Below are 24194 nucleotides of genomic sequence, written 5' to 3' on the forward strand. Positions count from 1 at the left end.
TGGAAAGAAGGTCGTCTTATGGCGCACTGAGGATCTTCGTCAGCGCAATGCGGTAAGCCGGCTGCACATCGCCATTGTTGTCCAGCTTGTCCGTCATGATCACGCCATAGCCTTGCGCGTACCACACGTATTCGCCGCTTTTGCCTTTGCTTTTTCCGCCCACATCATGCAGTTCGAACTTGCAGGCATCGGGGAAGCGGCGGCCGCCCAGTTCCAGGCGTTCCCAGCCCAGGAAGGTGATGGAGAAATTGCGCTCGTCCGTGCGGGTCGAGGTGGTGATCTTGTCGGACAGGCCCGCAAGCGGGTAGTGGGTGCTCGTTTGCGTGTCCGAAAATTGCACGCGCACCTCCTGGCCGGGGCGCATGTTGGCGGGGATGGCGGACTGCGGCGTGTAGACGTTCTTGCTGCGCACGGTGCCGTCTTCGTTGTAGTGGACGTTGCCCGTCAAGAACACCTGGCCATCGCGGATGTCCTGGTAGGACGTGGCCAGCAGCACGCCGCCGTTGAGGATCAGCTGCGTGCCCTTTTGTTTCTTGCCCTCGAAGGTTTCCTCGACGTTGACTTGTGCATCGCCATTGTTCTTGCTGAACTTGATGCCCGTCGTCAGTTCCATGCACTCGCCCACCGTGGGGGCCGCCTGTACGCTCGCGGCCGCCAATACGCCTGCCGCCATCATTCCACACCATGCTGCTTTCATTGTCTTCCTGGCTATCTTGTAAAGGCGCGATGATAGCGTGTCTGGAAGCAACGTGGCGCAGCGCTGGCCCTATTTCACGGGGGCGACGGGGATGCTGGGCGCCGCTGGCGTGGATGCTGGCGGCTCGGTGGGGGCGCCGCTGTGCGGTTTATCCACCGTGGGTTTGCCGCGCCGCGTGCGCTTGTCCGTGCGGGTTTTGCTGGTCTTGCCGTCGTGGACCAGCTTGCCTTTGTTGTCGAGCTTGTCGGAGGCATCCGATTGCTGGCCCGGGTCCTTGGCATTGTTGGTGTGGTTGCCCGTCTGGTTCAGATTCGTCGTCGACTGGGCTTGCACCCAGGCGCCGCCAACGGTCATCAGGGTGGCGGCCAGCAAGAGAGCGGGAGTTTTCATGGTGCGTGTCCTGTATCAAAGTTGGGAGTTGCTGTCGAGACTGGATTGTCACATGCGTGCCGTTGTATCCAAGTAGGAATATGCCGCATGCGCGTGTGAGCATATTGCCAGTGTTCACGCATGTTGGCACGCACGCAAGCGCAGGCGCCGCGCGCTCAGGCCGTCGCGCACGGACCATGCCAGCGAGATGGCGCCCATGGCGGCCAGCCACTGGCCGGGTCCGCCGGGCGGCAAGGCTTGCATGGCCGTCGGCAGGACCAGCCAGCCGGACAGCGTTTGCAGCAGCAGGGTGGCGATCACGCCCAGGTTAATGAATAGCAGGACGTGCAAGATGCGTTCGGGCACGGGCAGGCGGCGCGTATCGCCTTCGACCACGGTGTCGCGCAGCGAGACGAATATCTCCGCCAGCAGCAGTGCCACGGGCCACCAGGCCAGCCAGCCGTGCCAGCTGAACAGGCCCAGCGAGGGAAACAGCAGGCCGAAGATGACTTCGCGGGCGCTGTGCAGGCGCTGCTCGGCGGCTGCGCCTGGGCGCGACGGCAGCCGCACGAGCAACTCGTGGTTCAGGATGACGTCGGCCCCGCCCAGCAGGCCGTGCAGCAGCAACGCGGCCTGCAGCGCCGTCATGGCTATCCCGTGCCGCGTTGCTAGCGCTTAGCGGCCGGGCTGGCGCGGCGGCACCACGCCCGTGTTGCCCGACGTGCCAGAGGTGCCGCTATTGCCGGAAGTCCCCGATGTCCCTGACGTGCCCGAAGTTCCCGATGTGCCTGTACCGCCCGTATTGCCATTCATGTTTTGCGTACCGCTGCGCGCGGCGTTGCCTGCGGACTGGCCGGCGCTGCCCGAGGCGCCGCCGCCCGAGTTGGTGCCGCTGGTGGACTGCCCCGCGCTGGTCGATTGTCCCGTATCGTGATTGCGCGACTTGCCGGATTTCTGCTTCTGCTTCTTGTCATGCTTGCGCGGCGCCGTGTCGTCCTGTCGCGTATTTTGCTGCGTATCTTGCTGGGCCGCCGTGCCCGTGTTGCCCGTGTTGCCTGTGGTATTGCCGGTGCCCGTCGATTGCGCCTGTGCCAGGGCGCTTGCACTACCGAACAGCAGGATGGCCAGCATCAATGCGGATGGTTTCATGGGAACTCCTTCTCGTGGCTTGAAGTGGAGTCTCGATTCTGGCACGCGCGGACAGGCCGGCAAGTAGGAGCGCGCCGCCCGCGGCTGTGGGTGCATGGCTGGCCGTGGCGCAGGCGTCAGCGGAACTGCTCGGTTGAAATATCGAAACGCTTGAGCTTGTCGTACAGGGTTTTCTTGGGAATATTCAGGCTGGCTGCCGCATCGATGACGTTGCCATTGTGGCGGCGCAAGGCTTCCTCGATGATGGAAATCTCGAACGTGTCGACTTGCTCGGCCAGCGAGGCTTCGCGGCAGCCGGCCGGGCTCAGCGTGTCGTCAAGCAGGCCCAGCACGAAGCGGTCGGCCACGTTGTGCAGTTCGCGCACATTGCCGGCCCAGCGCTGCGCCATCAGGGACGCGATCAGTTCGCCGCTGACGAGGGCGGCCGGCTGGCTATAGCGCAGCGCTGCCTGCAGCACGAAAAATTCGAACAGCAGCGGGATATCCTCGCGCCGGTTGCGCAGGGCGGGCAGGGTCAGGCTGGCCACGTTCAGGCGGTAATACAGGTCGGGACGGAATTTCCCCTGTTCCGCCAGCACATTCAAATCTTCCTTGGCGGCGGCGATTACGCGGAAATTCACGGATATCAATTTGTTCGAGCCGAGCCGCTCCACTTGCCGCTCCTGCAGCACGCGCAGCAGTTTCACTTGCAGGGCCAGCGGCATGCTTTCGATTTCATCGAGGAACAGGGTGCCGCCGTTCGCGTACTCGATCTTGCCGATGCGCTGGCGCTGCGCGCCCGTAAACGCGCCTTCCTCGTGGCCGAACAGTTCCGATTCGAAGATCGATTCGGGCAGGGCGCCGCAATTGATCGCGACGAACGGGTGGTCGCGCCGCTCGCTGAAGTCGTGCAGGCAGCGGGCGATCAGTTCCTTGCCGGTTCCCGTTTCGCCGAGGATGATGATGTCGGCCGATTTCGGCGCCAGGTTCAGCACCAGCTGGCGCACCTTGGCCATGGCCGCGCTGCGGCCCACGATGCGCGCTTCGATGCCGACCCGCTGCTCGAGCTGGCGGCGCAAGTTCATGTTTTCCAGCACCAGGTGGCGCTTGTCGAGCGCGCGGCGGCACACTTCCACCAGCAAGTCGGCGGAAAACGGTTTTTCGATGAAGTCGTAGGCGCCACGGCGCATGGCGCCCACGGCCATCGACACGTCGCCATGTCCCGTGACGAGGATGACGGGCAGGCTGGCGTCCTGCGCCACGGCGATATCGAGCAGTTTCAAGCCATCCATGCCGGGCAGCTTGATGTCGCTCAATAAAATGCCCGCAAATTCGGGCACCAGATAGGGCAGCGCTTCCTCGGCCGTGGCGACGGCCGTCACTTGCAAGCCCGCCAGTTCCAGCGATTGCCGGGCGCCCTTGCGCACGACGGCGTCGTCTTCCACCAGCAGCACTTGCATGCCTTCAAAATTATTCTCGTGCATCAGATGATTCCTTGTCTCTCTCCCCCGGGTCGCAGCTCAGGGTGATGGTAAATTGTGCGCCGCCCCCTTCCTGCGCGCTGCGGTTGCGCACGGCCAGGGCGCTGCCGGCCGCCCGCAGTATGCCTGCGCTGATCGACAAACCCAAGCCCAGGCCGTGCTCCTTGGTGGTATAGAAGGGGTCGAATATCTTGTCGAGCGAGGCCAGCGGGATGCCGGGGCCATTATCGGTGATATGCAGCACGGCGAGGCTGCCTTCGCGGCGCACCTGGAACCAGATTTGCACGGGCTCGCTTTCCGGCACGGCATCCATGGCGTTCGTGATCAGATTGGTAAACACCTGTTCCAGGCCGATGGCGTTGCACAGCACGATGATGTCGTCCTCCAGCCAGCTTTCATGCAGGGTCAAACGCTGTGAGTTCTTGCGCGTGCGGATCTGCAGCATGGTTTGCGCAAATGCCTGGCGCACGCTGACGGGCTTGCGGGCATCGTCGCTGCGCCGCGCAAAGCCTTTCAGTTGCGACGTCACATAGCCGAGGCGCTTGACGAGGTCGGAAATGGTCGACAGGTTGTCGAGCGCATCGTCGATCTGGCCCCGCGCCAGAAACACCTTGGCATTGTCGGAAAACGTTTGCAGGGCGGCCAGCGGCTGGTTCAGCTCGTGCGTGACGCCAGCCGCCATCTGGCCGATGGCCGCCAGCTTGCCGCTTTGCACCAGTTCCGCCTGGGCATAGCGCAAGGTTTGCTCGGCCCGTTCGCGTTCCATCACCTCGGCTTGCAGGCGGCCGTTCGCGTGCACGAGGTCGGCCGTGCGCTGCTCGACCTTGATTTCCAGCTGTTCATAGGCGCGCGCCAGGGTTTGCTGCGCATTGAGCTTGTCGGCGATGCGGCGCCGGCGCTGGCGCGCATACATCAGGGCCAGCAGCAGCAAGGCCCAGCCCAGCGCGGCGGCGATGGCCGCGTTGCGCGCCGCCTCATTCACCTGGTCGAGTTCGGCCAGCACCGTGATCTGCCATTGCAGCGGGCCCAGCGCACGGTTCACGGCCAGGTAGTCGGCGCTGCCGGACAGGGCGGGGGTGTCACCCGTCTGCGGACGTTCCAGGGTCATCACGCTGGCGCCGTCGGCGAACTGGCGGCTGACGCGGTGCGGCAGGATGGGGAGATTTTCCTGCAGGAACTGGCGCTGTTCGCTGATGTCTTTCTTTGCGTCCGCCGACAGCGGGGCCAGGGTCTTGAACTTGAAGGCCGGCGTGGTGGCCAGGATGATCACGCCATTCGCATCCTTGACCCAGATCTGTTCGCCCGCGCCGGGCGTGCGCCACGATTGCTCGATCCAGTCCAGGTTGACCTTGGCGGCGACGATGCCGATGATGCGTCCGTCGCGCTGCACGGGCTGCGAAATGAAATAGCCGGCCTCGAAGGTGGAAAAGCCGATGCCGTAGAAGCGGCCGATGCCGCCTGCGATCGCATTCTTGAAATAGGGGCGGAAACCGTAGTTGACACCCACATACGAGCTGCGGTCCTGCCAGTTGCTCGACGCCAGGGTTGTGCCCTTGTCGTCGAGCACGTAGACGGCAAAGGCGCCCGCGCGGCGGTTCATGTCGACCAGGTAGGCGTTGATTTGCGTGACTTTATCGGCGCTGGGCTGCTCCAGCAATTGCGCCACCGCATCGCTCTGGGCCACGGCCAGGGGCAGGAATTCGTACTTGTTGAGGGCGCCGCCGATGGACGCCGCATACAGTTCCGCGCGCGAATCGAGGGTGCGGTGCAATTCGTCGAGCTGGCGCTGCTTGACCCAGGCATACGACGCCCACGTCAGCACGACCAGCGACCCCACGGCCAGCAGGGGGGCGAGTAGCTGTCTCAGGGGCCATTTGCCGGCTGCCATGGTGCTCCGTGTGTTTGTTTGTGGCAATCTGGGGTCAGACCCGGCGGGGGGATGCGCCCCAATGGGCCACATCCCGATCGCGAAGCGACTGACCCCATTATTTAATCAGCGGTACTTGCCATCGTCTCCGCATTGTGATGACGCTGCTGCTCTTCCATCACCATCTCGCCCAGCATGCGTTTCAGGCGGTTGAACTCGGGGTCGCTCGGGTCGCGCGGGCGGGGCAGGTCGATGGCCACGTCGCGCTTGATGGTGCCGGGACGGTAGGTCATGACGATGGTGCGGTCGGCCAAGTAGATCGATTCCTCGATCGAGTGCGTGACGAATACGATGGTGGTGCCGAAGACTTTCCAGATTTTCAGCAATTCATCTTGCAGGTTGCGCCGCGTCAAGGCGTCCAGCGCGCCGAACGGTTCATCCATCAGCATGATCGGCGAATCGAGGGCCAGCACGCGGGCAATCGCCACACGCTGGCGCATGCCGCCCGACAAGTCTTTCGGGTAGCGGGCACGGAATTCCGTCAAGCCCAGCATGCTCAGCAGCATGTCGACCCGTTCCTTGATCTCGGCCGGCGTCTTGCCGGCGATTTCCAGGCCGAAAGCGATATTGCTCTCAATGGTCATCCAGGGGAACAGCGCGTATTCCTGGAACACCATGCCGCGGTCGGGACCGGGTTCGGTGATCAGCTTGCCGCCGGCCAGGATCTGGCCCGACGTCGGCTGCGAAAAGCCGGCGATGGCGTTGAGCAAGGTCGACTTGCCGCAGCCGGACGGTCCCAGCAGACAGATGAACTCGCCGCTGGCGATTTCCAGGTTGATGTCCTTCAGGGCGATGACGTCCGCGCCGCCCGTGGTGAAGATTTTATTGACTGCGTTGATATTGATCGTGGTCATGGCCGTTCCTCTCAGTGTTCCAGGCCGCGGTGCCACTGCAGCAAATGATTATTCAGGGCATTCATGGCGATATCGATGGCCAGGCCGAACAGGCCGATGGTAAACATGCCGGCGATAATCTTGTCGGACCAGAAGTACTCGCGCGCTTCCAGGATGCGGAAACCGAGGCCGCTGTTGACGGCGATCATCTCCGCCACGATCACGACGATGAAGGCCGTGCCCATGCCGATGCGCGCGCCGGCCAAAATATACGGCGTGGCGGCCGGCAGGATGACGCGGCGGAACATCGTCATCTGGCTGGCGCCCAGGTTGCGCGCGGCGCGGATATAGATGCCGTCGACCTGGCGCACGCCGGCGATGGTATTCATCAGCACGGGGAAGAAGGAACCGATGCTGATCAGGAAGAAGGCGGGCGGATTGCCCAGGCCGAACCACAAAATTGCCAGCGGAATATAGGCGATCGGCGGAATCGGGCGCAGCACCTGCACCAGCGGATCGAACAGTTTGTAGATGGTCTTGTTGGTACCCATCAGCAAGCCCAGCGGCAAGGCCAGGCCGGCGCCGATGGCAAAGCCGCCCAGCACGCGCGACAGGCTGGCCCAGGCGTCGTGCGGCAGTTCGCCGGAGAACATCCACACCAGGTAATTGCCCGCTTCGGGCGTGTACGCTTCCATGGGGATCAGGTATTCATACCACTTCACGACCACGGCGACGGGCGAGGGCAGGATTTGCGGGTTGATCCAGCCGAACGTGGACATGGCTTGCCACAGCAGCAGCACGGCGACGGGCACGGCGGCGCCGTGCGCGAAGCGTTTCATCATTTGAATATTCATCGTGACACTTTCAGATTAGCGAGGCGCGTAGGATTTCTTGGCTTTTTCCAGCAGATCCAGCTTGACCCAATCCTGGGCTGCAGGCGCTTTGGCCATGCGGCCCACGCCGAATTTCACCATGTAGTCGGTGGTCAGCTGCACGTGGCTTTGCGTGATGTCTTCCGTGAAGATGGCGTTGTCGATGGCGTCGCGGTAATCGTCGGAGGTGATCTGGTTCTTGAACATCGATTCGCGCACGTATTTTTCCGCCAGTTTCGGGTCGGCCAGGAAGGCGCGCGTGGCAGCGACGAAGCAATCCATGAAGCGCTGGGCCACGGCCGGCTTTTCCTTGTACATTTTTTCCGTCATCACCAGCGCGCGCACGGGCTCGCCCAGCGGCGTGTCGTAGGGCTTGATGATGGCCGCGCCGTATTTCTTGTGGATGGCCTGGGTCGAGTACGGCTCGGACTGGCTCATGACGTCGATATCCTTGGTCAGCAGCGCCTGGTTCAAGTCGGGGTAGCCCATGTACAGGATCTGCACGTCCTTGCCCGGTTTGTCGGACCAGGTCAGCTTGGCCTTGGTCAGCTCGGCGAACAGCAGGATTTCCTGCGGGCCGCCGCGCGTGACGCCGACTTTCTTGCCTTTCAGGTCGGCGATGCCCTTGATGTTCAGGTCGGGACGGCCGACGATCTGCACGCCGCCCTTGGCAAAGCCGCCCACCAGATACACGGGCAAGCCCGTGGCGCGGCCCGTGATGGCCGCTTCCAGCGCGCTGGCGGACACGTCGATTTCGCCGGCGATCATGGCTGGCACGATGTCGAGGCCCTTGGCGAAGATGCGCTCTTCGATCTTCAGGTCGTATTTCGGCGCGATTTCCTTCATGTAGGCGACGGCGCCGTAATGGGCGAATTTCAGGTTGCCCAGGCGTACGGTATCGGCCGCGTGGACGGCCAGCGGAAATTGCGCGGCCAGGGCGACGGCGACGGCCAGTGCTTTGGTGTTGAGGAAGGACGAGATGCGGAAGGTGCGTGCCATGCTGTTGTCTCCAAAAGGTAGATGGTTTTTTATATTGGGTGAGGCCGCCGCTCTGATGACGGCTATGAAAATATAAAAGCATCTTCCGTGCCAGTGGAGCGCATTTTGACGTTTATTGCAAGTGATTGTTTATAAAGGTTTAATTTGAATCTATTGAAAATGGGAAATGGCGAGATTCCGCCTTTCCGCACGGCGAGGGGAAAGATTGTGCGGATTGCCGCATTTTGGCAGGCGGGTTCGGTATTGGATTGCGCATTCGGAGCAGGTGAACCTAAATGGCGTGGCCGACTCCAATCGTAAAAAAACGCGTTGCAAACAGGCTGGCAACGCGTAACTCCCCCGTGGAGTAGGGGCGGCGCCGCGCGGGCGCCTGATGGATCGGCTCGAGGTGTGCCGGGCTTACTTTGGCGTCGTGGCGGGCGGCAGGGCCGGTGCGGTGGCCGGATCGGTCAGCGGCGCAGGCGGCGTCGTGCTGCCGGGACCCGCTTCCGGCGTGGCTGGCGCGACGGGCGGCGGCATTACTTGTGGCGCGGAAGCGGGGTTGGGCGCCGTTTCGGGCAGCGGCGCTTCGGCCGGTTTTTTGCAGGCGGACAAGGTGATCAGGGCGGCGGCGGCCAGCAGACTAGGCATGTTCATGATGGTTCCTTTGCAAAGTATCAAGAAGTGGCGCGATGCGGGCGGCGGGTGCCGCGCGCGAAGCTTGAATTTATTGCAAGAATGCCGACGCTTCTGTTCGCTATTTCACTTTGTGCGCGAATGGGGCACAGCGTTTTTGGATGTCTTTTATAGATGTCGTCAGAGAAATAATTCAGCAAGGCAATATTTTTCACTTTCTTGCTTCTAATGTTCGTTAACGCACAGACCAGTGAGGAGCAGGATGGCATTCTGTGTCCAGACGCTCAGGATTCGTGGCGTTCTGGTATAAAAATTGCCAAGAACTTAACAATCCGGGCTACCGGCAATCGTTTAAAAGGAGTATTCAAATGCATGCAATGACTCAGTCTCACGTGAAGAGCGAATTAAAGGCAGCGCACCAGGAACTTCGTAGCCCCGAAAAAGGCTCGCAAATGGTAGAACGCGCAGCACCGATCCCCCCGGAACGCATGAATCCCATTTCCATGGCACCGATCGAGCGCGTGCGTTCGACGTCGGCCACCCTGCGCCGCATCGAAAACATGCAAAAGCTGATCGGCGAATTGTCGCTGCACGAGATGCTGGCCGACGAAATCGCCTGGTTCCTCAAGTTTTCGCCATCGGGCGCCCGCAAATATATCCGCGACCTGCGCGAAGCGGGCGTGATCGAACTGGCCCGCTACATCGAAGGCACCGCCACCTATCTGGGCAAGGCAGTGTACCAGCTGACGCCAGATCCTGAGCGCGTGCGCGCCTTCCTGGCCGCCATCGTACAGCCGAAACGCGAAGGCGCGCCACCGCGCAAGGACCGTCCAGGCTTGCGCGAGCAAAGCATGGCAGGCAGCGGCCGCCACTTCCACATCCTGGCCGATGACACGCATTACGCCATCCGCGTCAACCGCGGTCCCGTGACGCGCGATCCGTTGGTGGCAGCCTTGTTCGGTGCGCCGCAGCAAAAATCGGCTGAGTAAAAGCAGCTTCTGATCGGCCGCCTGGCGGCTGGCGGGCGGAATGCTTGTGGTTTTGATTCTCAGATGCATGTCGAAAGCCGGGTTGCAACCCGGCTTTTGGCGTTGGGGCAGGCCGTTTCATGCTGTCTGATTGAAAAGACTGCAAGCATCCCCATGTGGGCTGGACTGCTGCCCGCGACGCGCGGGTTCACTTGAAGGAGCTGTCCTTGTCTGCCTACGCCGTGTTTTCCTGCCCCCTTGCCCTCATCCTGAAGCGGGCCGCCGCATGAATCCGCTTCTGTGGATCGCCCTCGTCACGGCCGCCATCGTGTTTTCGCTGTGGTTTCCCCGCTGGCGCCTGAAGCGGGCCTTGGCGAAACCCTTGCCGGCTGAAGGCCTGGCCGTGCTGGAAAAGAATATCCCCGTGTATCCGCGCATGCCGGCCCCGCTGCAGGAGCAGTTGCGTCGTCTCGTCGTGCAATTCCTGTACCAGAAGAAATTCGTCGGTTGCGGCGGGCTGGAGATCACGGACGAGATGCGCTACACGATCGCCGGCCAGGCTTGCTTGCTGCTGCTGAACCGCCAGACGCAGGTGTATCCGGAACTCGACACCATCCTCGTGTACCCCACGGAATTCATCGTCACGCGCAATGAAGTGGGACCGGGCGGCGTGGTGACGCCATCGGCCAATGGTTTATTGGGCGAATCCTGGGGCGATGGCAGAGTGGTGCTGGCCTGGGACCACGTGCAGCGCGGTGCGGCCGACTGGACCGATGGCCACAATGTCGTGCTGCATGAATTTGCCCACCAGCTCGACAGCGAATCGGGCGCCGCGAATGGCGCACCGTATTTGCCCAGCGTGTCGAGCTACCGCAGCTGGGCCACGGTGCTGTCGCGCGACTTCGACAACCTGCGCCACGACGCCATCTACCAGCAGCACAGCGTGATGGACCATTACGGCGCCACGAATCCCGCCGAATTCTTTGCCGTGGCCACGGAAACCTTCTTTGAAAAGCCATATCAGATGGCCGAGCACCACGAGGAGCTGTACGCGCAATTCTTGCAATATTACAAGGTCGACCCGCGCGACTGGATGGCGCCGCCCGTGGAGCCCGAGCACATGGCCTCGCCGTTTCCCAACTACGCGGCACATTGGTAAGCGTTCAGCCCAGCAGCCGCCCTTTCAGCGCGGGATAGCTGCTGCGCGACACGGGGATGCCCGTGCTCGTCTGCGTGTCGAGCGCGTATTTGCCGCCCGCCGCGATCTGCAGCCTTTTGAAACCCAGGCTGTTGACGATGTAGGAGCGGTGCACGCGCAGGAAGTGGGGCGGCAGCAGGGCCATGAGCTTGTCGATAGGCAAGTCATGAAAACACTGTTCGCCGCTGCGCAGCACGATGTTGCTGTAGTGGCCATCGGCTTGCACATGGTCGATGTCGGCCATGGCGATCCATTCGAGCGCACCGCGTTTCTTGACGGCCAGCGAGGCCGCTTCCGTATGCCGTCCCGTATAGCGTTGCAGCGCCTTGTGCAGGCGCTCGCGGCTGAAAGGCTTGGCAACGAAGTCGAGCACACCGAATTCGAAGGCCGTGATCGAGCGTTCCGCGTGGGCCGAGACGATGATCGTCTGGAACGGGGCTGCCTGGGCCAGGCGCAGCAAGTCATAGCCGTCGGCGCCGTGCAGGTTCAGATCCAGCAGCAGCAAGTCGACCTGCTCCTGGGCCAGGGCGGTCAGCGCTTGCGGGACATTGTCATGCAGCACGAGATTGCCGAGGCGCACGCCGAAATGCGCGCGCACTTCGCGTTCGAGGCCTTGCGCGATCAGCGGTTCATCTTCCAATATCAACACATTCATGGCGCCGCCGGCAAGGTAAAGGTGAGGCGCCAGCCTGTTTGCTGCTGTTCGCCGGCATATTCAGACTCATAGCGTGCCGCATCGCCAAACACGGCGTGCAGGCTGGCGCGGATGTACTGTTCGCCCATGCCGCCGCCCGCATGCGCGCGCGCTTCGCCTTCGGGCAAGATTACGGTGAGCACCTGCGTTTGCGCATGGCGTGCGATGCGCAGGATAAAGGCCGCGCCGTGGCGGTAGCGGTTATGGCTGAACGCATTTTCCAGCGCCGTCAGCAAGATGGCGGGCGGCACGGTGATGCCCGCCGCTTCGCCATCGAGTTGCAGGCTGCACGGCTGCTGCAGCCGCGTGCCCATGATGCTCAGGTAATTCTCGCACAGGGCCAGTTCCTGCGTCAGGGCAATGCTGGGCTGTTGGGCGAATTCGTTGAGCATGCGCAACTCCGCACCCAGCGCCTCGATGAAGGTTTCGGCCGCCTGCGGCGACTGCGCGTTGAGTTCGCCGATCAGGCTGAGGGAATTCATCAGGAAATGCGGTTGCATGCTTTTGCGCAAGAGCTGGTTTTCCAGCTGCTGGGCGCGCGCCGCCTTGCTGCGTTCGCGCAGCAGCTGGGCCAGCAATTGCGCGCACAGGGGCAGCAGCAAAAAGCACACGACGAGGGCGAAGCCGCCTTCGGCAAACTGGCTGCCCGTCAGCAGGAACAGGGCGCACGAGGCCAGCGCGATCAAGGTGCCGCCGTGACTGCCCGGCAGGCGGCGCCAGAGGGCGCCCAGGTTGAGCGCCAGGCTCGCTGCCAGGCCCGTCAAAAACATCCACCAGCAGCGCGAGTCGAAATGCGCGGGCAGCGCGCCAGCCAGCGCGATGCCCGCCAGCAGCACGGCCGCCGCCAGCGGCCAGTGCGGCAGCCGGTATGCCGTATAAAAATACAGGGGCAGCAGGGCGGAAAACAGCCAGGTCAGGGCGCTGACGGCGTACAGGCGCGGCAAATGCATGGGATAGGCATAGCCGGCAACGCTGCGCCAGAGTTCCACCACCAGCAGCAGCGCCGCCACCAGGCACAGCGCGGCAAACATGGCCCAGTGCCGCTGTCGCTGGTACAGCGCCGTCAAGGCGAGGAAGAGCAGGGCGGCGGCGCCCAAGGCCCCGGCCAGCAGCAACGGCGGCAGCCGGTACCAGGCCAGCGCCGTGCGGTAGTCTTGCCGGTCGACCAGGTACAGTGCATACAATGGCGACGCCAGGCGGGCCGGCGCCTGCTGCGTCGACAGCAGCAGGCGCAGATGGTGCGTGCCCGTGGACAACTGCTGTGGCGTCAGGTGGATGGCGAAATCGATGTCGCCCGCGCGCTCCCCGCTGGCCTGGCTGGCCGGCTGGCCATTGCTGCCGATCAAGCTGCCATCGAGCCAGAATTCGCTGGCGGCCAGCGCCGACAGCACCAGCAGCTGGGTCGACGAGGGCGTGGCGGCCAGGGTGATATCGCGTTCGGCGCACAGCAGCTGGCCAGGCTTGAGCAGCTGGCGCAGCGAGGCGGCGGGCGTCGCAGCACTGACGCCGCAGGCGCGCCAGCCTTCGGCCAGCGATAGCCTGTCCATGCCCAAGGCGAAAGGGGGCACGGCCAGGCAGCACAGCAGCAGGTAGCGGAAGCAGGAGGGCATGGCGGGCATTGTAGCTGCTCATGTGCTACCCCTTTGCAACATTTTCATCGACTTCGGTGCCGTTCGTGCTGGCCACGTGCAGTTCGTGCACGGCCCGCCAACGGTGTGTAAAAGACACTTACCATGCATCAGTGCCGTGCTGTGGACACGGCCCTCACCATGGAATATTGATTATGCAAAGCAGCAAATACTACGGTTTCGCCGGCGCGCTGGCGCTGTTCTGCGGTGCGGCGCAGGCCGCTTCCGCTCCCTCTCCGGCGCTGGCCGCGCGCCTGGCCGACTTCGACGGCTGGGTGGCGCAACGCATGGACAAGGCACGCATCCCGGGCGTCACCGTCGGTTTCAGCCAGGGCGACGTGGAGTGGGTCAAAGGCTATGGCTATGCGGACCTGGAAAACCGTGTGCCGGCCACGGCCCGGTCCAGCTACCGGCTGGCGTCCGTCACCAAGCCCATGACGGCGGTGGCCATCCTGCAACTGGTCGAACAGGGCAAGATCGACCTGGATGCACCCGTGCAAACCTATGTGCCGTATTTCCCCGTCAAACCGTTTCCCGTGACGGTGCGCCAGTTGCTGGGCCACCTGGGCGGCATCGATGCTTACCGCAACAGCAAGGCGGAGAAGCACTTCAAGGAACACAAGGATACGCGCCAGTCCATCGCCGTCTTCGAACAGTTCGACCTGATCGCCGAACCGGGCACGCGCTTCCGCTACACCAGCTATGGCTACAACCTGCTGGGCGCCGTCATCGAGAGTGCCTCGGGCGAAAGCTATGGCGGCTACATGCGGCGCCACGTGTGGGGGCCGCTGGGCATGGACACCATCGTGATGGATGACCCGGACGCCGTGATCGCCCATCGCGTGCGCGGCTACCGGCTGGCCGGCAAGGAGTGGAAAAATGCGGAATTTGTCGACATCAGCAGCCGCTTTTCCGCCGGCGGCACGCGCGCCAGCGTGCCTGACATGCTGGCGTTCGGCAGGGGTGTGCATGAAGGCAAGGTACTGTCGGCGGCCAGCGTGGCTGCCATGGTGCAGCCGATGGCCACGCGCGCCGGCCGCTTGACGGACTATGGCATGGGCTGGGAAGTCGTCCCGACGGGCGGGCGCTACGCCATCGCCCACAGCGGCCAGCAGCCGGAAACCGTCACCTATCTGTACAGTTTTCCATCGCGCAAGCTGACCCTTGCCGTCGCCGCCAACCTCGAGCGCGTCAATCCCGAGGCGTTCGTGCAGCGCCTGTTCGAGGTGGTTACGGGCGAACCGTGGCAGCTGAACACGTATATCGCCGATGAGGACGCGCAGCGCGCGTACCAGGTGGCGCAAGGCCTGTTCGAGGAAGGCAGGTCATACGCGGAGCGCACGGATCAGCCGTATGCCGATGCGGCCGCCACGCGCGAAGCCTTTACGCAAATCAACCGGCAAGCGCTGGCGCCGGAGGCCAGGGCGGCGCGCGCCTTCATCGACGCGGCCCGCCATCCCGCAGGCGGCCGCGTGTTTCTCACGGCCGGCGCCAGCATGGCCAGGCAGTTGCGCGAGGCGGGCGTCGACCTGAATCAATACGCGCGCGGCGGCGCGCTGGCGTTTGCGCGCGACTATGTCCTGTTGTCGCAAGGCACAAAGGCCGGTGCCTTGCCCCGCTTCGATCCCGTTTTCGAGCAAGCCATCGTGGCCCTGGCTGGCAGCTGGGACCGCACGGCCGGCATCGCCTGGCCGGCCGCGCCCGCCTCCATCGACGCACTCGATGGCCAGCTGCGCACGGCCTTCCGCGGCCAGCGCGCCTATCCCGATTTCGTGCCCGAGCTGCAGGAACTGGCGCAAGCGTCGGCCGCGCGCGGCGAGGCGGAGGCGGCGCTGGCGGCCAGCCGCCTGGCCGTGGAACTGTATCCGCTCAGCGACCGCGCGCATGCGCTGCAAGGCTTGACCCTGCTGCGCGCCGGCAAGAAGGAAGCGGCCCTCGCGGCCCTGCGCCTGGCGCTGGAGCGCGATCCGCTGGGTGCGGCCAGTCCGGCGGCGCTGAACCTGGAAGCCTATCGGTTGAAAGGCAGCGGCGCCGTGGCGCAAGGCATGGCCGTGCTGCAAGCGGCCGTCAGCCTGCATCCGCGCGACGCGAATCTGCACGACAGCCTGGCCGATTTTTATGTGGAGCAAGGCTTGCGCCCGCAGGCCATCGAAGAGTACCGCCAGGCGCTGCAGCTCGACCCCCGCTATCCGGGCGCCGTGGGAGCCAAAGCGGCGATCATCCGTCTTGGCGGTGAGACGAAGGCGCTGGCGCCATAGATGAAATCTGCATAAACATGGGTGAAAAGATTCCTTTTTGGAAATAAGAGCGCCGCGGTCTAATGGCGGCATTCGTTATCCACCAGAGGAATCCCATGCAGACCCGTCTTCACTTCGCCGCGCTTCTTTTCACCACCATCGCCTTCACCCAGGTGGCGCAAGCGGACCAGCTGGCCAGCATCAAGGCGAAGGGCGAGCTGGTTTGCGGCACCCTGGGTACGGACGAGCCGAACAGTTTCATCGACGCCAGGTCGCGCCAGCTGGTCGGCTATGAAGTGGACTTGTGCCGCGCCATCGCCCAGGGCCTCGGCGTCAAACCGGTGATCAAGCAGCTGGCCGTGGCCGCCCGCATTCCCGAATTGCAGCAGGGCCGCATCGACATCCTGACGGCATCACTGACGCACAACAAGGAGCGTGAAGCGCTGATCGATTTTTCCCTGTCGACGTTTTACACGGGCCAGCGCGTGCTGGTCAAAAAGAGCAGCAATATCACGACGGTCGCTGGCCTGGCCGGAAAGAAAGTGCTGACCGTCAAGGGTGGCACGCAGGAGCCGAATATCCGCAAGGCCGTGCCCGGCGTGGACGTGGTGACGTTCGAGACGGCGGGCCAGGCGTACCTGGGTTTGCAGCAGGGAAAAGGCGCCGGCTATGTCGACGATGAAGTCTCGCTGCTCAACAACTACGCCAAGCTGGGCGCCGCGCAAAAAGACTATATCGTGCTGCCGCAAAACATCAGCCAGGAAGTGTTTGCCTTCGGCATCCGCAAGGGCGAGACGGGCGTGAAAACAGCCGTCGACAAGGTGCTGCGGGAACTGGAAAAATCCGGCGAGGCGGAAAAGCTGTTCTTCAAATGGTATGGCCCGACGAGCAATGTGAAATTCCAGAAACGCACATTTAGGATTGAATCGGACAAGATCGACGCCTGAACCTTGCCTGGCTCTTCCGCATGTTTGATCTGAACTTCTTGCTGGCCGGCGACTACCGCGACTGGCTGCTGTCCGGCCTGCTGTTGTCATTGCAACTGATGGGCATCACCTTGCTCCTGACCCTGCCGCTCGCGTGCGGCGTGGCCATGCTGCGCCTGGCGCCGTCGCGCCTGCTCAACGGGCTGGGCGCCGCGTATGTCGAGCTGATCCGCAACGTGCCCTTGCTGGCCCACTTCCTGTTCTGGTATTTCGGCGCGCCCGAATTGCTGCCCGACACGTGGAAGGAGCGCTTGTATGCCGGCAATATCGAAGCCGCCAGCGCCATCGCGGCCCTGACTTTGTACACGGCCGCCTACATGGCGGAAGACATCCGCAGCGGCATCCGCGCCATACCAGCCCAGCAATTCGAAGCGGGCCGGGCGCTGGGTTTCGGTTTTCTTGCCACCATGCGCCTGTGCATCGTGCCGCAGGCACTGCGCCTGGCCGCGCCACCCCTGCTGTCGCAAACCCTGAACCTGTGGCAAAACACGAGCATCGCCACCGTCATCGGCGTGGCCGAGCTGATGTACCAGACGCAGCGCGTGGAAGCGGCCTCGTTCCGCAGCGTGGACGCGTTTGTCTTCGCCAGCGCGGCGTATCTGGCCGTTTCGCTGCTCATCGCGGGCCTGGCGGCCTTGCTGCAAAAGAAGGTGTCCTGATGCTGGAACTGCTCCACGATTATTGGCTGTATTTTCTCGTCGGCCGCTATCCCGAGGGGCCGCTGGGCGGCCTCGCATTGACGGTGCTGCTGGCCAGCCTGGCGTTGGTGCTCAGTCTGCCGTTCGGCTTGCTGCTGGGGCTGGCGCGCCTCAGTCCCTGGCGGCTGCTGCGCTGGCCCGTCGCCGCGCTGATCCACGTGGTACGGGGCATCCCCTTGCTGCTCGTCATCTTCTGGGCCTATTTCTTCCTGCCCAGCATTACCGGCCATGAAAGCGGACAGTTCGGCACCATGCTGGCGGCCCTCGTCATTTTCGACGGCATTTATCTGGCGGAAATCGTGCGGGCCGGCGTGCAAGCCGTGCCCAAGGGGCAGGTGGAGGCGGCCCGTTCCCTGGGCTTGACTTATCTGGACAGCATGCGCCAGGTCGTGCTGCCGCAGGCGCTGCGCCACATGCTGCCTTCGCTGGTCAACCAGTTCGTCTCGACCATCAAGGAAACGTCGCTGGGAACCATCATCGGCCTGGCTGAAGTGTCGTTCATCGCTACGCAAGTCAATGGCCTGGTGCTGACGAAACCCGTGCAAGTGTATTTCCTGCTGGGCATGACGTATTTTGCTTTATGTTTCAGCCTGTCGCGCGCCGCCTTCTGGCTCGAGCGGCGCCAGGCGCGTCTCTTGAAAGCGGCAGCATGATCAACTTTGACAACGTCAATAAATACTATGGCGATTATCACGCCTTGAATGGCATCAACGAGCATGTGGCCAAGGGCGAGGTGCTGGTCGTGTGCGGGCCGTCCGGCTCCGGCAAGTCGACCCTGATCCGCACCCTCAACCGCCTCGAAGCGATTGCTTCGGGCCGTATCACGGTGGCGGGCCAGGACATTTACGCGCCGGGGCTGGACGTGAATGCCTTCCGCTCGCATATCGGTTTTGTGTTCCAGCAATTCAACCTGTTCCCGCATTTGTCCGTGCTGGACAATTGCACGCTGGCGCCGCAGCGCCTGCGCGGCCTGACCCGGCGCGAGGCGGAAGAGCGGGCGCTGGCCTTGCTGGAACGGGTGGGCCTCGCGCACAAGGCGCGCGCCATGCCGGCGGCCCTGTCGGGCGGCCAGCAGCAGCGCGTGGCCATCGCCCGCGCGCTGGCCATGCAGCCGCCGCTGATGCTGTTCGACGAACCGACCAGCGCCTTGGACCCGGAAATGGTGGGCGAGGTGCTGCAAGTGATGCGCGACTTGGCGCAGGGCGGCATGACGATGGTGTGCGTGACGCATGAGATGGGCTTTGCGCGCGACGTGGCGGACCGGGTCTGGTTCATGGACCACGGGCAAGTGCTGGAACGGGCCACGCCCGGGGATTTCTTTGTGCGGCCGCAACATGCGCGCGCACAACAATTCCTGTCCGATATCCGCAGCCCGTTCGGCGCGGCCGCATGATTGGCGGCTGTGTGCGCAAGCGAACGGTATTTCGCCGGCGGCAAGCGCACGCTAGCCAGGCAAGCGGCGCACGGTGCGCCAGCAGCCGACCAGGAGGGCCGTACCATGTCACGCATCATCGCAGGTCATTTTCAGTTGCAGGAACAGATAGACGCCGCGCGCGCGGCCCTGAACCAGGCGGGCTTTCCCGATAGCCGCATCAGTTCCTTCTTTGTCAACCAGCCGGGTCAGCACGACTTGCATGCGCTCGGCGGCGACCGCGACATGTCGCCGGGCGCGAAAGAGACGCCGGAGGGCGTCGCCGAAGGCGTGGCCGTCGGGGCTGCCGTGGGTGCGGGCATCGGCGCGGCCACCACCCTGGCGACAGGGCCGCTGGGCCCGGTGGTGGGAGCGCTGGTGGGCGCCCACGTGGGTTCGCTCTACAGTTTCAACAAGATGAAGGATGCGGGCGAGTCCGAAGAAAATGGCGAGGGGAATGGCGAAAACCGCCGCCAGCCCCGTCATCCGGGCATGCTGATCGCCGTCGCGCTGGGCGGTCCCGACGAGCGCGAACGGGCGCTCGAGGCGCTGCACCGGCTGGGCGCCGAGCATATCGAGGAAGCGGAAGGCACGATCGCCAATGGCGACTGGCATGATTTCGACCCGCTCAGCATACCCGTGCTGGTGGCGTGAACCGGCGCACCAGCCGTGGAATATGCATAAATTCCGCGCTGCATGAAATTTAGGTATGATCCTTGTTAGTATTCGTAATTATTGGTAAACAATGCCGACAGGGATAGTTTCCGCGCGCCCCAAGTGACACTGGACCAAGGTGACTGCCTGTAGTACTTGCCTCGCATGCTAACGAGTATGAATAGGAGGTCGCGTCATGACACAGGCATGGTTCATTCTGACACGGGCCGATGGGCGCGACATCTGCGCGCCCTCGCCGGCACAGCTGGCCGATGCGCTGGCCGAGGTCTACCGTGGTGGTGCGCCGGACGGCAGCCCAGCCGCCGTCCTGTTGCGCTTCGGCTACGACGATGGTTTGATGTATCAGGTCGAGGTCGCTAGCGGAGGCGAAGTCACTTTCGAGGAATGGTCGGACCGCGATTGCGAAATCGCCCTGGCCACGCCGCGCCACATGTCGGCCCTGCCGCAGGACGACGCCCTGCAGCTGTGGCAGTGGTTGGCGCAGCGCCAGGTGGCGAAGATCCGCAGCCAGCCCTGGCAGGGCGGCTAGCCCGCCCCTTTGAATAATCCCTAGTGCGCCATCAGCACGGGGATCGTCATGCTTTGCAGAATCGTGCGCGTGACGCCACCGAGGATGGTTTCGCGCAGGCGCGAATGGCCATACGCTCCCATCACCAGCAAGTCGGCCGACAGGTCGGCAGCCTGCGACAGCAGCGCTTCGCCGATATCGCCGCGCCGCACGCCACCGCCATCGAGCAAATGCAGCCGCGCTTCCACGCCGTGGCGCGCCAGGTATTGCGTCAGTTCCGCGCCCGGTTGTTCGCCGTGCTCGGCGGCATGCACCTGGGCGTCAAAGATGGCCACGTGGACTTGCCCGGCGCGCTGCAGCAGGGGCAGGGCGGCGCTCACGGCACGGCTCGCTTCCTTGCTGGCATTCCAGGAAATGAGCACATTGCGGGCGGCCGCCGGCGGCGCCAGCAGGGGCAGCGGCGGCGCATACGGCACGATCAGCACGGGACGGCCCGAATGCAGCAGCACATAGGCGGGAAAGTCGCGCATCACGGACGGCGATTTATCCTTGGCATTGTATTGGCTGATCACGACCAGGTCCGCATAGCGGGCCAGCAGGCTGATGCCGCCCGCCGCCTCGTCGTCGAGCACGCGCTGTTCGAACGAAGCGACGCCGGCCGCGCGCACTTGCGCTTCAAAACCGTCGAGGGCGCGCGTGGCCCGGTCGCGCAGGAAATTCAGATGCAAGCTCAGGTTCGGGTCCGCATCGAGGTCGGGCTGGTTCTGGTACAGCAGGCGCGACACGCCCGTCAGCGCCACGCCCGTCAGGTGGCCGCCGCAAGCCTGGGCGATGCTGGCTGCCGCTTCGATGCGGGCGGCGCGCCCGGCGCTGTCGTCGATGTGGAGCAATACGGTCTTGTATGTCATGGCCTGTCCTCTCGCTGTGCAGTAGCGGCCATTCTGGCACAGTCCGGGGTGCCGGCCGCGCACGACTGCATCAGGCTGAGCACTTGATCTGGCGCAAGGCTGGCTATAAAAACTGCTCCTACACTTGATGCCACGCAGAACAACCATAACAAGCGGGGAGAGACAGTCATGAAGGAGCAAAAAGTAGCGCTGGTCACGGGCGGCATGGGCGGCCTGGGGACGGCCTTGTGCCGCCGCCTGCATGGGGCGGGCTTTGCCGTTGTGGCCGCGCATACGCCGGGCAATGCGCGGGTGGCAAGCTGGCTCGACGAGCAGCAGGCGCAGCAGTATTATTTTCATCCGCTGTCCCTCGACGTCACGGATTTCGCTGCCTGCAGCGAGGCCGTGTCCAGCGTGCTGGCGCAGTTCGGCCGCATCGACGTGCTGGTCAACAACGCCGGCATCACGCGCGACCAGAGCATGCGCAAGATGGAATTGCCGCATTGGTCCGAGGTCATGCGTACCAATCTCGACAGCCTGTTCAACATGAGCAAGCAGGTGCTCGAACCGATGCTCGAACATAAATGGGGCCGCATCATCAATATCTCGTCCGTCAATGGCCAGAAGGGCGCGTTTGGCCAGTGCAACTACGCGGCCGCGAAGGCAGGCGTGCATGGCTTCAGCAAGGCGCTGGCGCTGGAAGTGGCGCGCCACGGCATCACCGTCAACACGGTCTCGCCCGGCTACCTGCGTACGCAGATGGTGACGGCCGTGCCGGCCGATATCATGGAAACGAAGATCCTGCCGCAAATTCCCCTGGGCCGCCTGGGCGAGCCGGACGAGGTGGCGGCCCTGGTCGCTTACCTGGCGTCGGACGAGGCCGCGTTTGTCACGGGCGCGAACATCGCCATCAATGGCGGACAGCACATGAGTTAAGCAAGCGTACAGCTTGCACAGAGGCAATGGCAGTAGAGGAGACCCGTCCACCCAGCTGGCGCACAGACGCTGGCGGCGGACGTCAGGCAATGGCAGTCACGCTGTAATACAGGGGGCAGGGCAGCGATGCCTTGCCCTTTGTTGTTGCGCCGCCGTCATGGTGCTCAGCGTGTTAGTCAGCGCTGGCTTTTTTCCAGCCGCGTCTGGCAATCGATGCACAGCCGTGCTTCGGGGCGGGCGTTCAGGCGCGACAGGCCGATGGCTTCGCCGCAGTTGTCGCACAGGCCGTAGCTGCCATCGGCAAACCTGGCCAGCGCGTGCTTGATGATGGCCAGCTGCGCCAGGTTGTGCTCGGCCGCTTCGCTGACGAGGGCGTTCAAGGTGCGCACGCTGGCATTGTCGGCCGGCGAGGCTTCGACTTCATTGAGCAGCGAGGCGCGCGCGTCCGCTTCGGCCGCTTCGTTCTCGATCTGTTCCAGCAACGCAAGCTTGCGTTGCTCCAGCACGCCTTGCAGGCGCTGCAGCTGGTCTTGCGGCAATCCATTCATGGCCATCACCCGGTAGAGGTTACTTCCATCATGGTAGTCCAAGATTGGCGGCTCTGCTTGCGCTACCACCCGCGCCGCGTTTGACGCGGCGCAGGCTGGCAGCGGCCGTTCTATGCTGGCTCTTTCAGGCAGTTGACCATCCAGGCGACGCCGAACTGGTCTTTCAGCATGCCGAAGCGCTTGGCCCAGAACGTTTCTTCCATGGGCATCTGGATGGCGCCGTCACGCGCCAGTGCGGCGAAGACCCGCTCCGCCTCTTCCGGTGTATCGACGGTCAGGCAGACCGAGCAGCCGCTCATGCCCTTGGCGCCATCCTCGGTGCAGCCGCCGTCCGAGCCCATCAGCATGGTGGGACCCAGCTGCACGGAGCCGTGCATGATCTTGTCATACCAGTCTTCCTTGACTTGCTCCTGCCCCGGCGTGCCCCGAAATGGCATCAGGCACAAGTCGGTGCCATGCAGGTGCTGGCGGTAGTATTCGAGCGCCTGCGCGCAGTTTCCATTGAATTGCAAATACGGTTCGATACGCATCTTGGTCTCCTCTGGTCATCGTCCCGCAGGCACGATTGCCAGGCGGGGAGGTCCCAGTATAGGCGCTCGCCGGCCGATTTCAATCACTCCGGCGCCATCTCTTGCAGCCGCTCACGCACCTTGCCCAGGGTGCTGAGGATGCGTTCGGGGTTGCCTGCGAGCACGGCGCTGCCCAGGTGCAACAAGCTCGTCGCCAGGCTGATCCAGTGTCGCACGTCGTCGTTGCGGGCGATGCGCAGGCGCACCGTGTCGAGCAGGCCGCTGAGCTGGCGCTGCGCCGTTTCCAGGCCCGCCACCGTGTGTCCGGCCGCATCGGCATACAGCTGGTTGGCTTGCTGGCGCAAGGCCACTTCCAGGGCGAAGACGGCTTGCGCCTGGCTGTGGCTGATGCCGTCGGCGCCCTGGCTGGCGCGCTTGCGGATGGCGCGCATGACGGCGCCGTGCAGGGTGACGGCCGCCTGCGACAGGCTGTCGGCCAGTTGCTCGACGCGCATGGCGCTGCTGAGGGCCGCTTCGCGGCGTTCGCTGTTGTTGCTCCTGCCTACCGATCCGTCCATCTTGCCTCCGTGGTGGTGAGGGTGGCGGCGAGCCGGGCGTGCTCGCGCCCCAGTGCCGCCAGTTGCCGGCGCGCCAGGGTATGGCGCAAGCCAGCCAGGCGGTATTCCTCGGTTTTGCTTTGCTGCATGTTTTTCGCCAGCACGGCCAGCAGGCGCTGCTGCGGCGTGTCCGCATACGCGATTTCCACGTCGAGCAAGCCCAGCACCATGTCGCGCTCGTTGTCGCCGCTTTTGTCGTACAGCGCCAGCAAGCTGTCGAGCGCGGCCAGCAGGGCTTGCAGCGGCGCGTCGCCATCGTGCAGCACTTGTGCCAGGTGTGTCTGCTGGCTGGCCTCGCCGCTCAGGCGCGACAGTTGTTGCAGCAGCAAAGTGTAGGCGCTCACATGGCGGTCGTCGATGCCGCTGCCCGGCCAGGCGCGGAGGGCGGCGCCGGCGCCGGCCAGTTCCGGCCGCACGTCGTACCCGTCGGCATCGGCCAGCCGGCCCAGAGCCTGCAGGTACAGGCGCACGGCCTGCGCCAGGCGCGCGGCGTCCGCCTGCGCGGCGCGGCGCTGCGCATCGAGCAGGCGTTCGCGCGCGTCTTCGGCGGGCGACAGATAGGGGCGGGCGCGCTGGTAGCTGTCGACGTGGCGTTGCGACAGTTCGCTGAAGGCGCTCAAGGCCTCGTTGCCGGCGGCCAGGGCGCGCACTTGCGCAAGCTCGGGGCGCGCGGTGGCGCAGCCGCACAGCACGGCAGCCAGGCAGAGGTGGATGCAAAGATAAAGGGCGCGGCGATGGCGGGCGGGCAGGGCGGACACGTCACCTCTCGACAG

28 protein-coding genes are annotated in these 24194 nt (G+C 64.0%); 10 read left to right on the plus strand and 18 right to left on the minus strand.

All coding sequences use genetic code 11. The features are described 5' to 3' along the window. Positions 1 to 16: 16 nt before the first annotated feature. The 11 genes from VM94_RS04915 to VM94_RS28465 all read right to left on the minus strand — a co-directional run bounded on the left by VM94_RS04915 (position 17) and on the right by VM94_RS28465 (position 9136). A complete protein-coding gene (locus VM94_RS04915; protein ID WP_046682440.1) occupies positions 17 to 676 on the minus strand; it encodes a hypothetical protein in 660 nt (219 codons plus the stop codon). A gap of 90 nt (positions 677 to 766) precedes the next feature. Continuing rightward, positions 767 to 1087 (minus strand): hypothetical protein, encoded by a 321-nt coding sequence (locus VM94_RS04920; protein ID WP_138828868.1) that lies wholly within the window; start codon positions 1085 to 1087, stop codon positions 767 to 769. A 114-nt stretch (positions 1088 to 1201) separates the two neighbouring features. After that, a complete protein-coding gene (locus tag VM94_RS04925) occupies positions 1202 to 1714 on the minus strand; it encodes a hypothetical protein (protein WP_052755521.1) in 513 nt (170 codons plus the stop codon). 27 nt (positions 1715 to 1741) lie between these two features. Continuing rightward, the gene (locus VM94_RS04930) at positions 1742 to 2215 is read right to left on the minus strand and encodes a hypothetical protein (RefSeq protein ID WP_046682442.1); all 474 of its coding nucleotides are present in this window, start codon (positions 2213 to 2215) and stop codon (positions 1742 to 1744) included. 116 nt (positions 2216 to 2331) lie between these two features. Next, positions 2332 to 3678, minus strand: coding sequence for a sigma-54-dependent transcriptional regulator (locus VM94_RS04935; protein WP_046682443.1), 1347 nt, complete (start codon positions 3676 to 3678; stop codon positions 2332 to 2334). Then, positions 3665 to 5563, minus strand: a complete 1899-nt coding sequence (locus VM94_RS04940) for a sensor histidine kinase (RefSeq protein ID WP_046682444.1) — start codon at positions 5561 to 5563, stop codon at positions 3665 to 3667. The genes VM94_RS04935 and VM94_RS04940 overlap by 14 nt, the downstream gene beginning before the upstream one ends. 101 nt (positions 5564 to 5664) lie before the next feature. Continuing rightward, positions 5665 to 6456 (minus strand): ABC transporter ATP-binding protein, encoded by a 792-nt coding sequence (locus VM94_RS04945; protein ID WP_034786306.1) that lies wholly within the window; start codon positions 6454 to 6456, stop codon positions 5665 to 5667. Between the two features lie 11 nt (positions 6457 to 6467). Beyond that, positions 6468 to 7277, minus strand: coding sequence for an ABC transporter permease (locus VM94_RS04950; RefSeq protein WP_370385376.1), 810 nt, complete (start codon positions 7275 to 7277; stop codon positions 6468 to 6470). 27 nt (positions 7278 to 7304) lie between these two features. Beyond that, on the minus strand, positions 7305 to 8306 hold the full coding sequence (locus VM94_RS04955; RefSeq protein ID WP_046682445.1) for an ABC transporter substrate-binding protein: 1002 nt from the start codon (positions 8304 to 8306) through the stop codon (positions 7305 to 7307). Positions 8307 to 8705: 399 nt separating this feature from the next. Then, positions 8706 to 8942: a hypothetical protein gene (locus tag VM94_RS04960; RefSeq protein WP_046682446.1), complete on the minus strand. Its 237-nt coding sequence runs from the start codon at positions 8940 to 8942 to the stop codon at positions 8706 to 8708. A 20-nt stretch (positions 8943 to 8962) separates the two neighbouring features. Continuing rightward, positions 8963 to 9136, minus strand: a complete 174-nt coding sequence (locus tag VM94_RS28465; protein ID WP_160309274.1) for a hypothetical protein — start codon at positions 9134 to 9136, stop codon at positions 8963 to 8965. Positions 9137 to 9409: 273 nt separating this feature from the next. Between VM94_RS28465 and VM94_RS04965 the strand changes: the two genes are divergently transcribed. After that, on the plus strand, positions 9410 to 9910 hold the full coding sequence (locus tag VM94_RS04965) for a winged helix-turn-helix domain-containing protein (protein WP_223278908.1): 501 nt from the start codon (positions 9410 to 9412) through the stop codon (positions 9908 to 9910). A gap of 265 nt (positions 9911 to 10175) precedes the next feature. After that, the gene (locus VM94_RS04970) at positions 10176 to 11048 is read left to right on the plus strand and encodes a zinc-dependent peptidase (protein ID WP_046682447.1); all 873 of its coding nucleotides are present in this window, start codon (positions 10176 to 10178) and stop codon (positions 11046 to 11048) included. 4 nt (positions 11049 to 11052) lie between these two features. Here VM94_RS04970 and VM94_RS04975 read toward each other — a convergent pair whose 3' ends face one another. Both VM94_RS04975 and VM94_RS04980 read right to left on the minus strand, forming a co-directional pair. Next, positions 11053 to 11742 carry a LytR/AlgR family response regulator transcription factor gene (locus tag VM94_RS04975; protein WP_046682448.1) on the minus strand — a complete coding sequence of 230 codons (690 nt, stop codon included), beginning with the start codon at positions 11740 to 11742 and terminating at the stop codon, positions 11053 to 11055. Continuing rightward, on the minus strand, positions 11739 to 13400 hold the full coding sequence (locus tag VM94_RS04980; protein ID WP_046682449.1) for a histidine kinase: 1662 nt from the start codon (positions 13398 to 13400) through the stop codon (positions 11739 to 11741). Before VM94_RS04980 ends, VM94_RS04975 begins: the two co-directional genes overlap by 4 nt. A 164-nt stretch (positions 13401 to 13564) precedes the next feature. Here VM94_RS04980 and VM94_RS04985 point away from each other — a divergent pair, with 164 nt between their 5' ends. The 7 genes from VM94_RS04985 to VM94_RS05015 all read left to right on the plus strand — a co-directional run bounded on the left by VM94_RS04985 (position 13565) and on the right by VM94_RS05015 (position 19945). Continuing rightward, positions 13565 to 15667, plus strand: coding sequence for a serine hydrolase domain-containing protein (locus VM94_RS04985; RefSeq protein ID WP_046682450.1), 2103 nt, complete (start codon positions 13565 to 13567; stop codon positions 15665 to 15667). Positions 15668 to 15762: 95 nt separating this feature from the next. Continuing rightward, positions 15763 to 16593 carry a transporter substrate-binding domain-containing protein gene (locus VM94_RS04990; protein WP_046682451.1) on the plus strand — a complete coding sequence of 277 codons (831 nt, stop codon included), beginning with the start codon at positions 15763 to 15765 and terminating at the stop codon, positions 16591 to 16593. 20 nt (positions 16594 to 16613) lie between these two features. Further along, the gene (locus VM94_RS04995) at positions 16614 to 17291 is read left to right on the plus strand and encodes an amino acid ABC transporter permease (protein ID WP_046682452.1); all 678 of its coding nucleotides are present in this window, start codon (positions 16614 to 16616) and stop codon (positions 17289 to 17291) included. Then, positions 17291 to 17983, plus strand: coding sequence for an amino acid ABC transporter permease (locus VM94_RS05000; RefSeq protein WP_046682453.1), 693 nt, complete (start codon positions 17291 to 17293; stop codon positions 17981 to 17983). Before VM94_RS04995 ends, VM94_RS05000 begins: the two co-directional genes overlap by 1 nt. After that, a complete protein-coding gene (locus VM94_RS05005) occupies positions 17980 to 18723 on the plus strand; it encodes an amino acid ABC transporter ATP-binding protein (protein ID WP_046682454.1) in 744 nt (247 codons plus the stop codon). The genes VM94_RS05000 and VM94_RS05005 overlap by 4 nt, the downstream gene beginning before the upstream one ends. A 105-nt stretch (positions 18724 to 18828) precedes the next feature. Beyond that, positions 18829 to 19395 (plus strand): glycine zipper domain-containing protein, encoded by a 567-nt coding sequence (locus VM94_RS05010; RefSeq protein ID WP_046682455.1) that lies wholly within the window; start codon positions 18829 to 18831, stop codon positions 19393 to 19395. A gap of 196 nt (positions 19396 to 19591) precedes the next feature. After that, on the plus strand, positions 19592 to 19945 hold the full coding sequence (locus VM94_RS05015; RefSeq protein WP_046682456.1) for a hypothetical protein: 354 nt from the start codon (positions 19592 to 19594) through the stop codon (positions 19943 to 19945). 20 nt (positions 19946 to 19965) lie between these two features. Here VM94_RS05015 and VM94_RS05020 read toward each other — a convergent pair whose 3' ends face one another. Continuing rightward, the gene (locus tag VM94_RS05020) at positions 19966 to 20832 is read right to left on the minus strand and encodes a universal stress protein (RefSeq protein ID WP_034758861.1); all 867 of its coding nucleotides are present in this window, start codon (positions 20830 to 20832) and stop codon (positions 19966 to 19968) included. A 168-nt stretch (positions 20833 to 21000) separates the two neighbouring features. Between VM94_RS05020 and phbB the strand changes: the two genes are divergently transcribed. Next, on the plus strand, positions 21001 to 21747 hold the full coding sequence (gene phbB / locus VM94_RS05025) for an acetoacetyl-CoA reductase (RefSeq protein WP_046682457.1): 747 nt from the start codon (positions 21001 to 21003) through the stop codon (positions 21745 to 21747). A gap of 176 nt (positions 21748 to 21923) precedes the next feature. Here the strand turns inward: phbB and VM94_RS05030 are convergent, their stop codons facing one another. The 4 genes from VM94_RS05030 to VM94_RS05045 all read right to left on the minus strand — a co-directional run bounded on the left by VM94_RS05030 (position 21924) and on the right by VM94_RS05045 (position 24179). Beyond that, complete coding sequence (locus VM94_RS05030; protein WP_046682534.1) at positions 21924 to 22295, minus strand: TraR/DksA family transcriptional regulator; 372 nt, start codon at positions 22293 to 22295, stop codon at positions 21924 to 21926. 110 nt (positions 22296 to 22405) lie between these two features. Continuing rightward, a complete protein-coding gene (locus VM94_RS05035) occupies positions 22406 to 22825 on the minus strand; it encodes a VOC family protein (protein ID WP_046682458.1) in 420 nt (139 codons plus the stop codon). Positions 22826 to 22908: 83 nt separating this feature from the next. Next, positions 22909 to 23382, minus strand: a complete 474-nt coding sequence (locus tag VM94_RS05040; RefSeq protein ID WP_052755523.1) for a hypothetical protein — start codon at positions 23380 to 23382, stop codon at positions 22909 to 22911. After that, positions 23367 to 24179 (minus strand): hypothetical protein, encoded by an 813-nt coding sequence (locus VM94_RS05045; RefSeq protein ID WP_138828867.1) that lies wholly within the window; start codon positions 24177 to 24179, stop codon positions 23367 to 23369. Before VM94_RS05045 ends, VM94_RS05040 begins: the two co-directional genes overlap by 16 nt. Between the last annotated feature and the right edge of the window lie 15 nt (positions 24180 to 24194).

Source organism: Janthinobacterium sp. KBS0711, assembly GCF_000988085.1.
GTDB lineage: Bacteria > Pseudomonadota > Gammaproteobacteria > Burkholderiales > Burkholderiaceae_D > Janthinobacterium > Janthinobacterium lividum_E.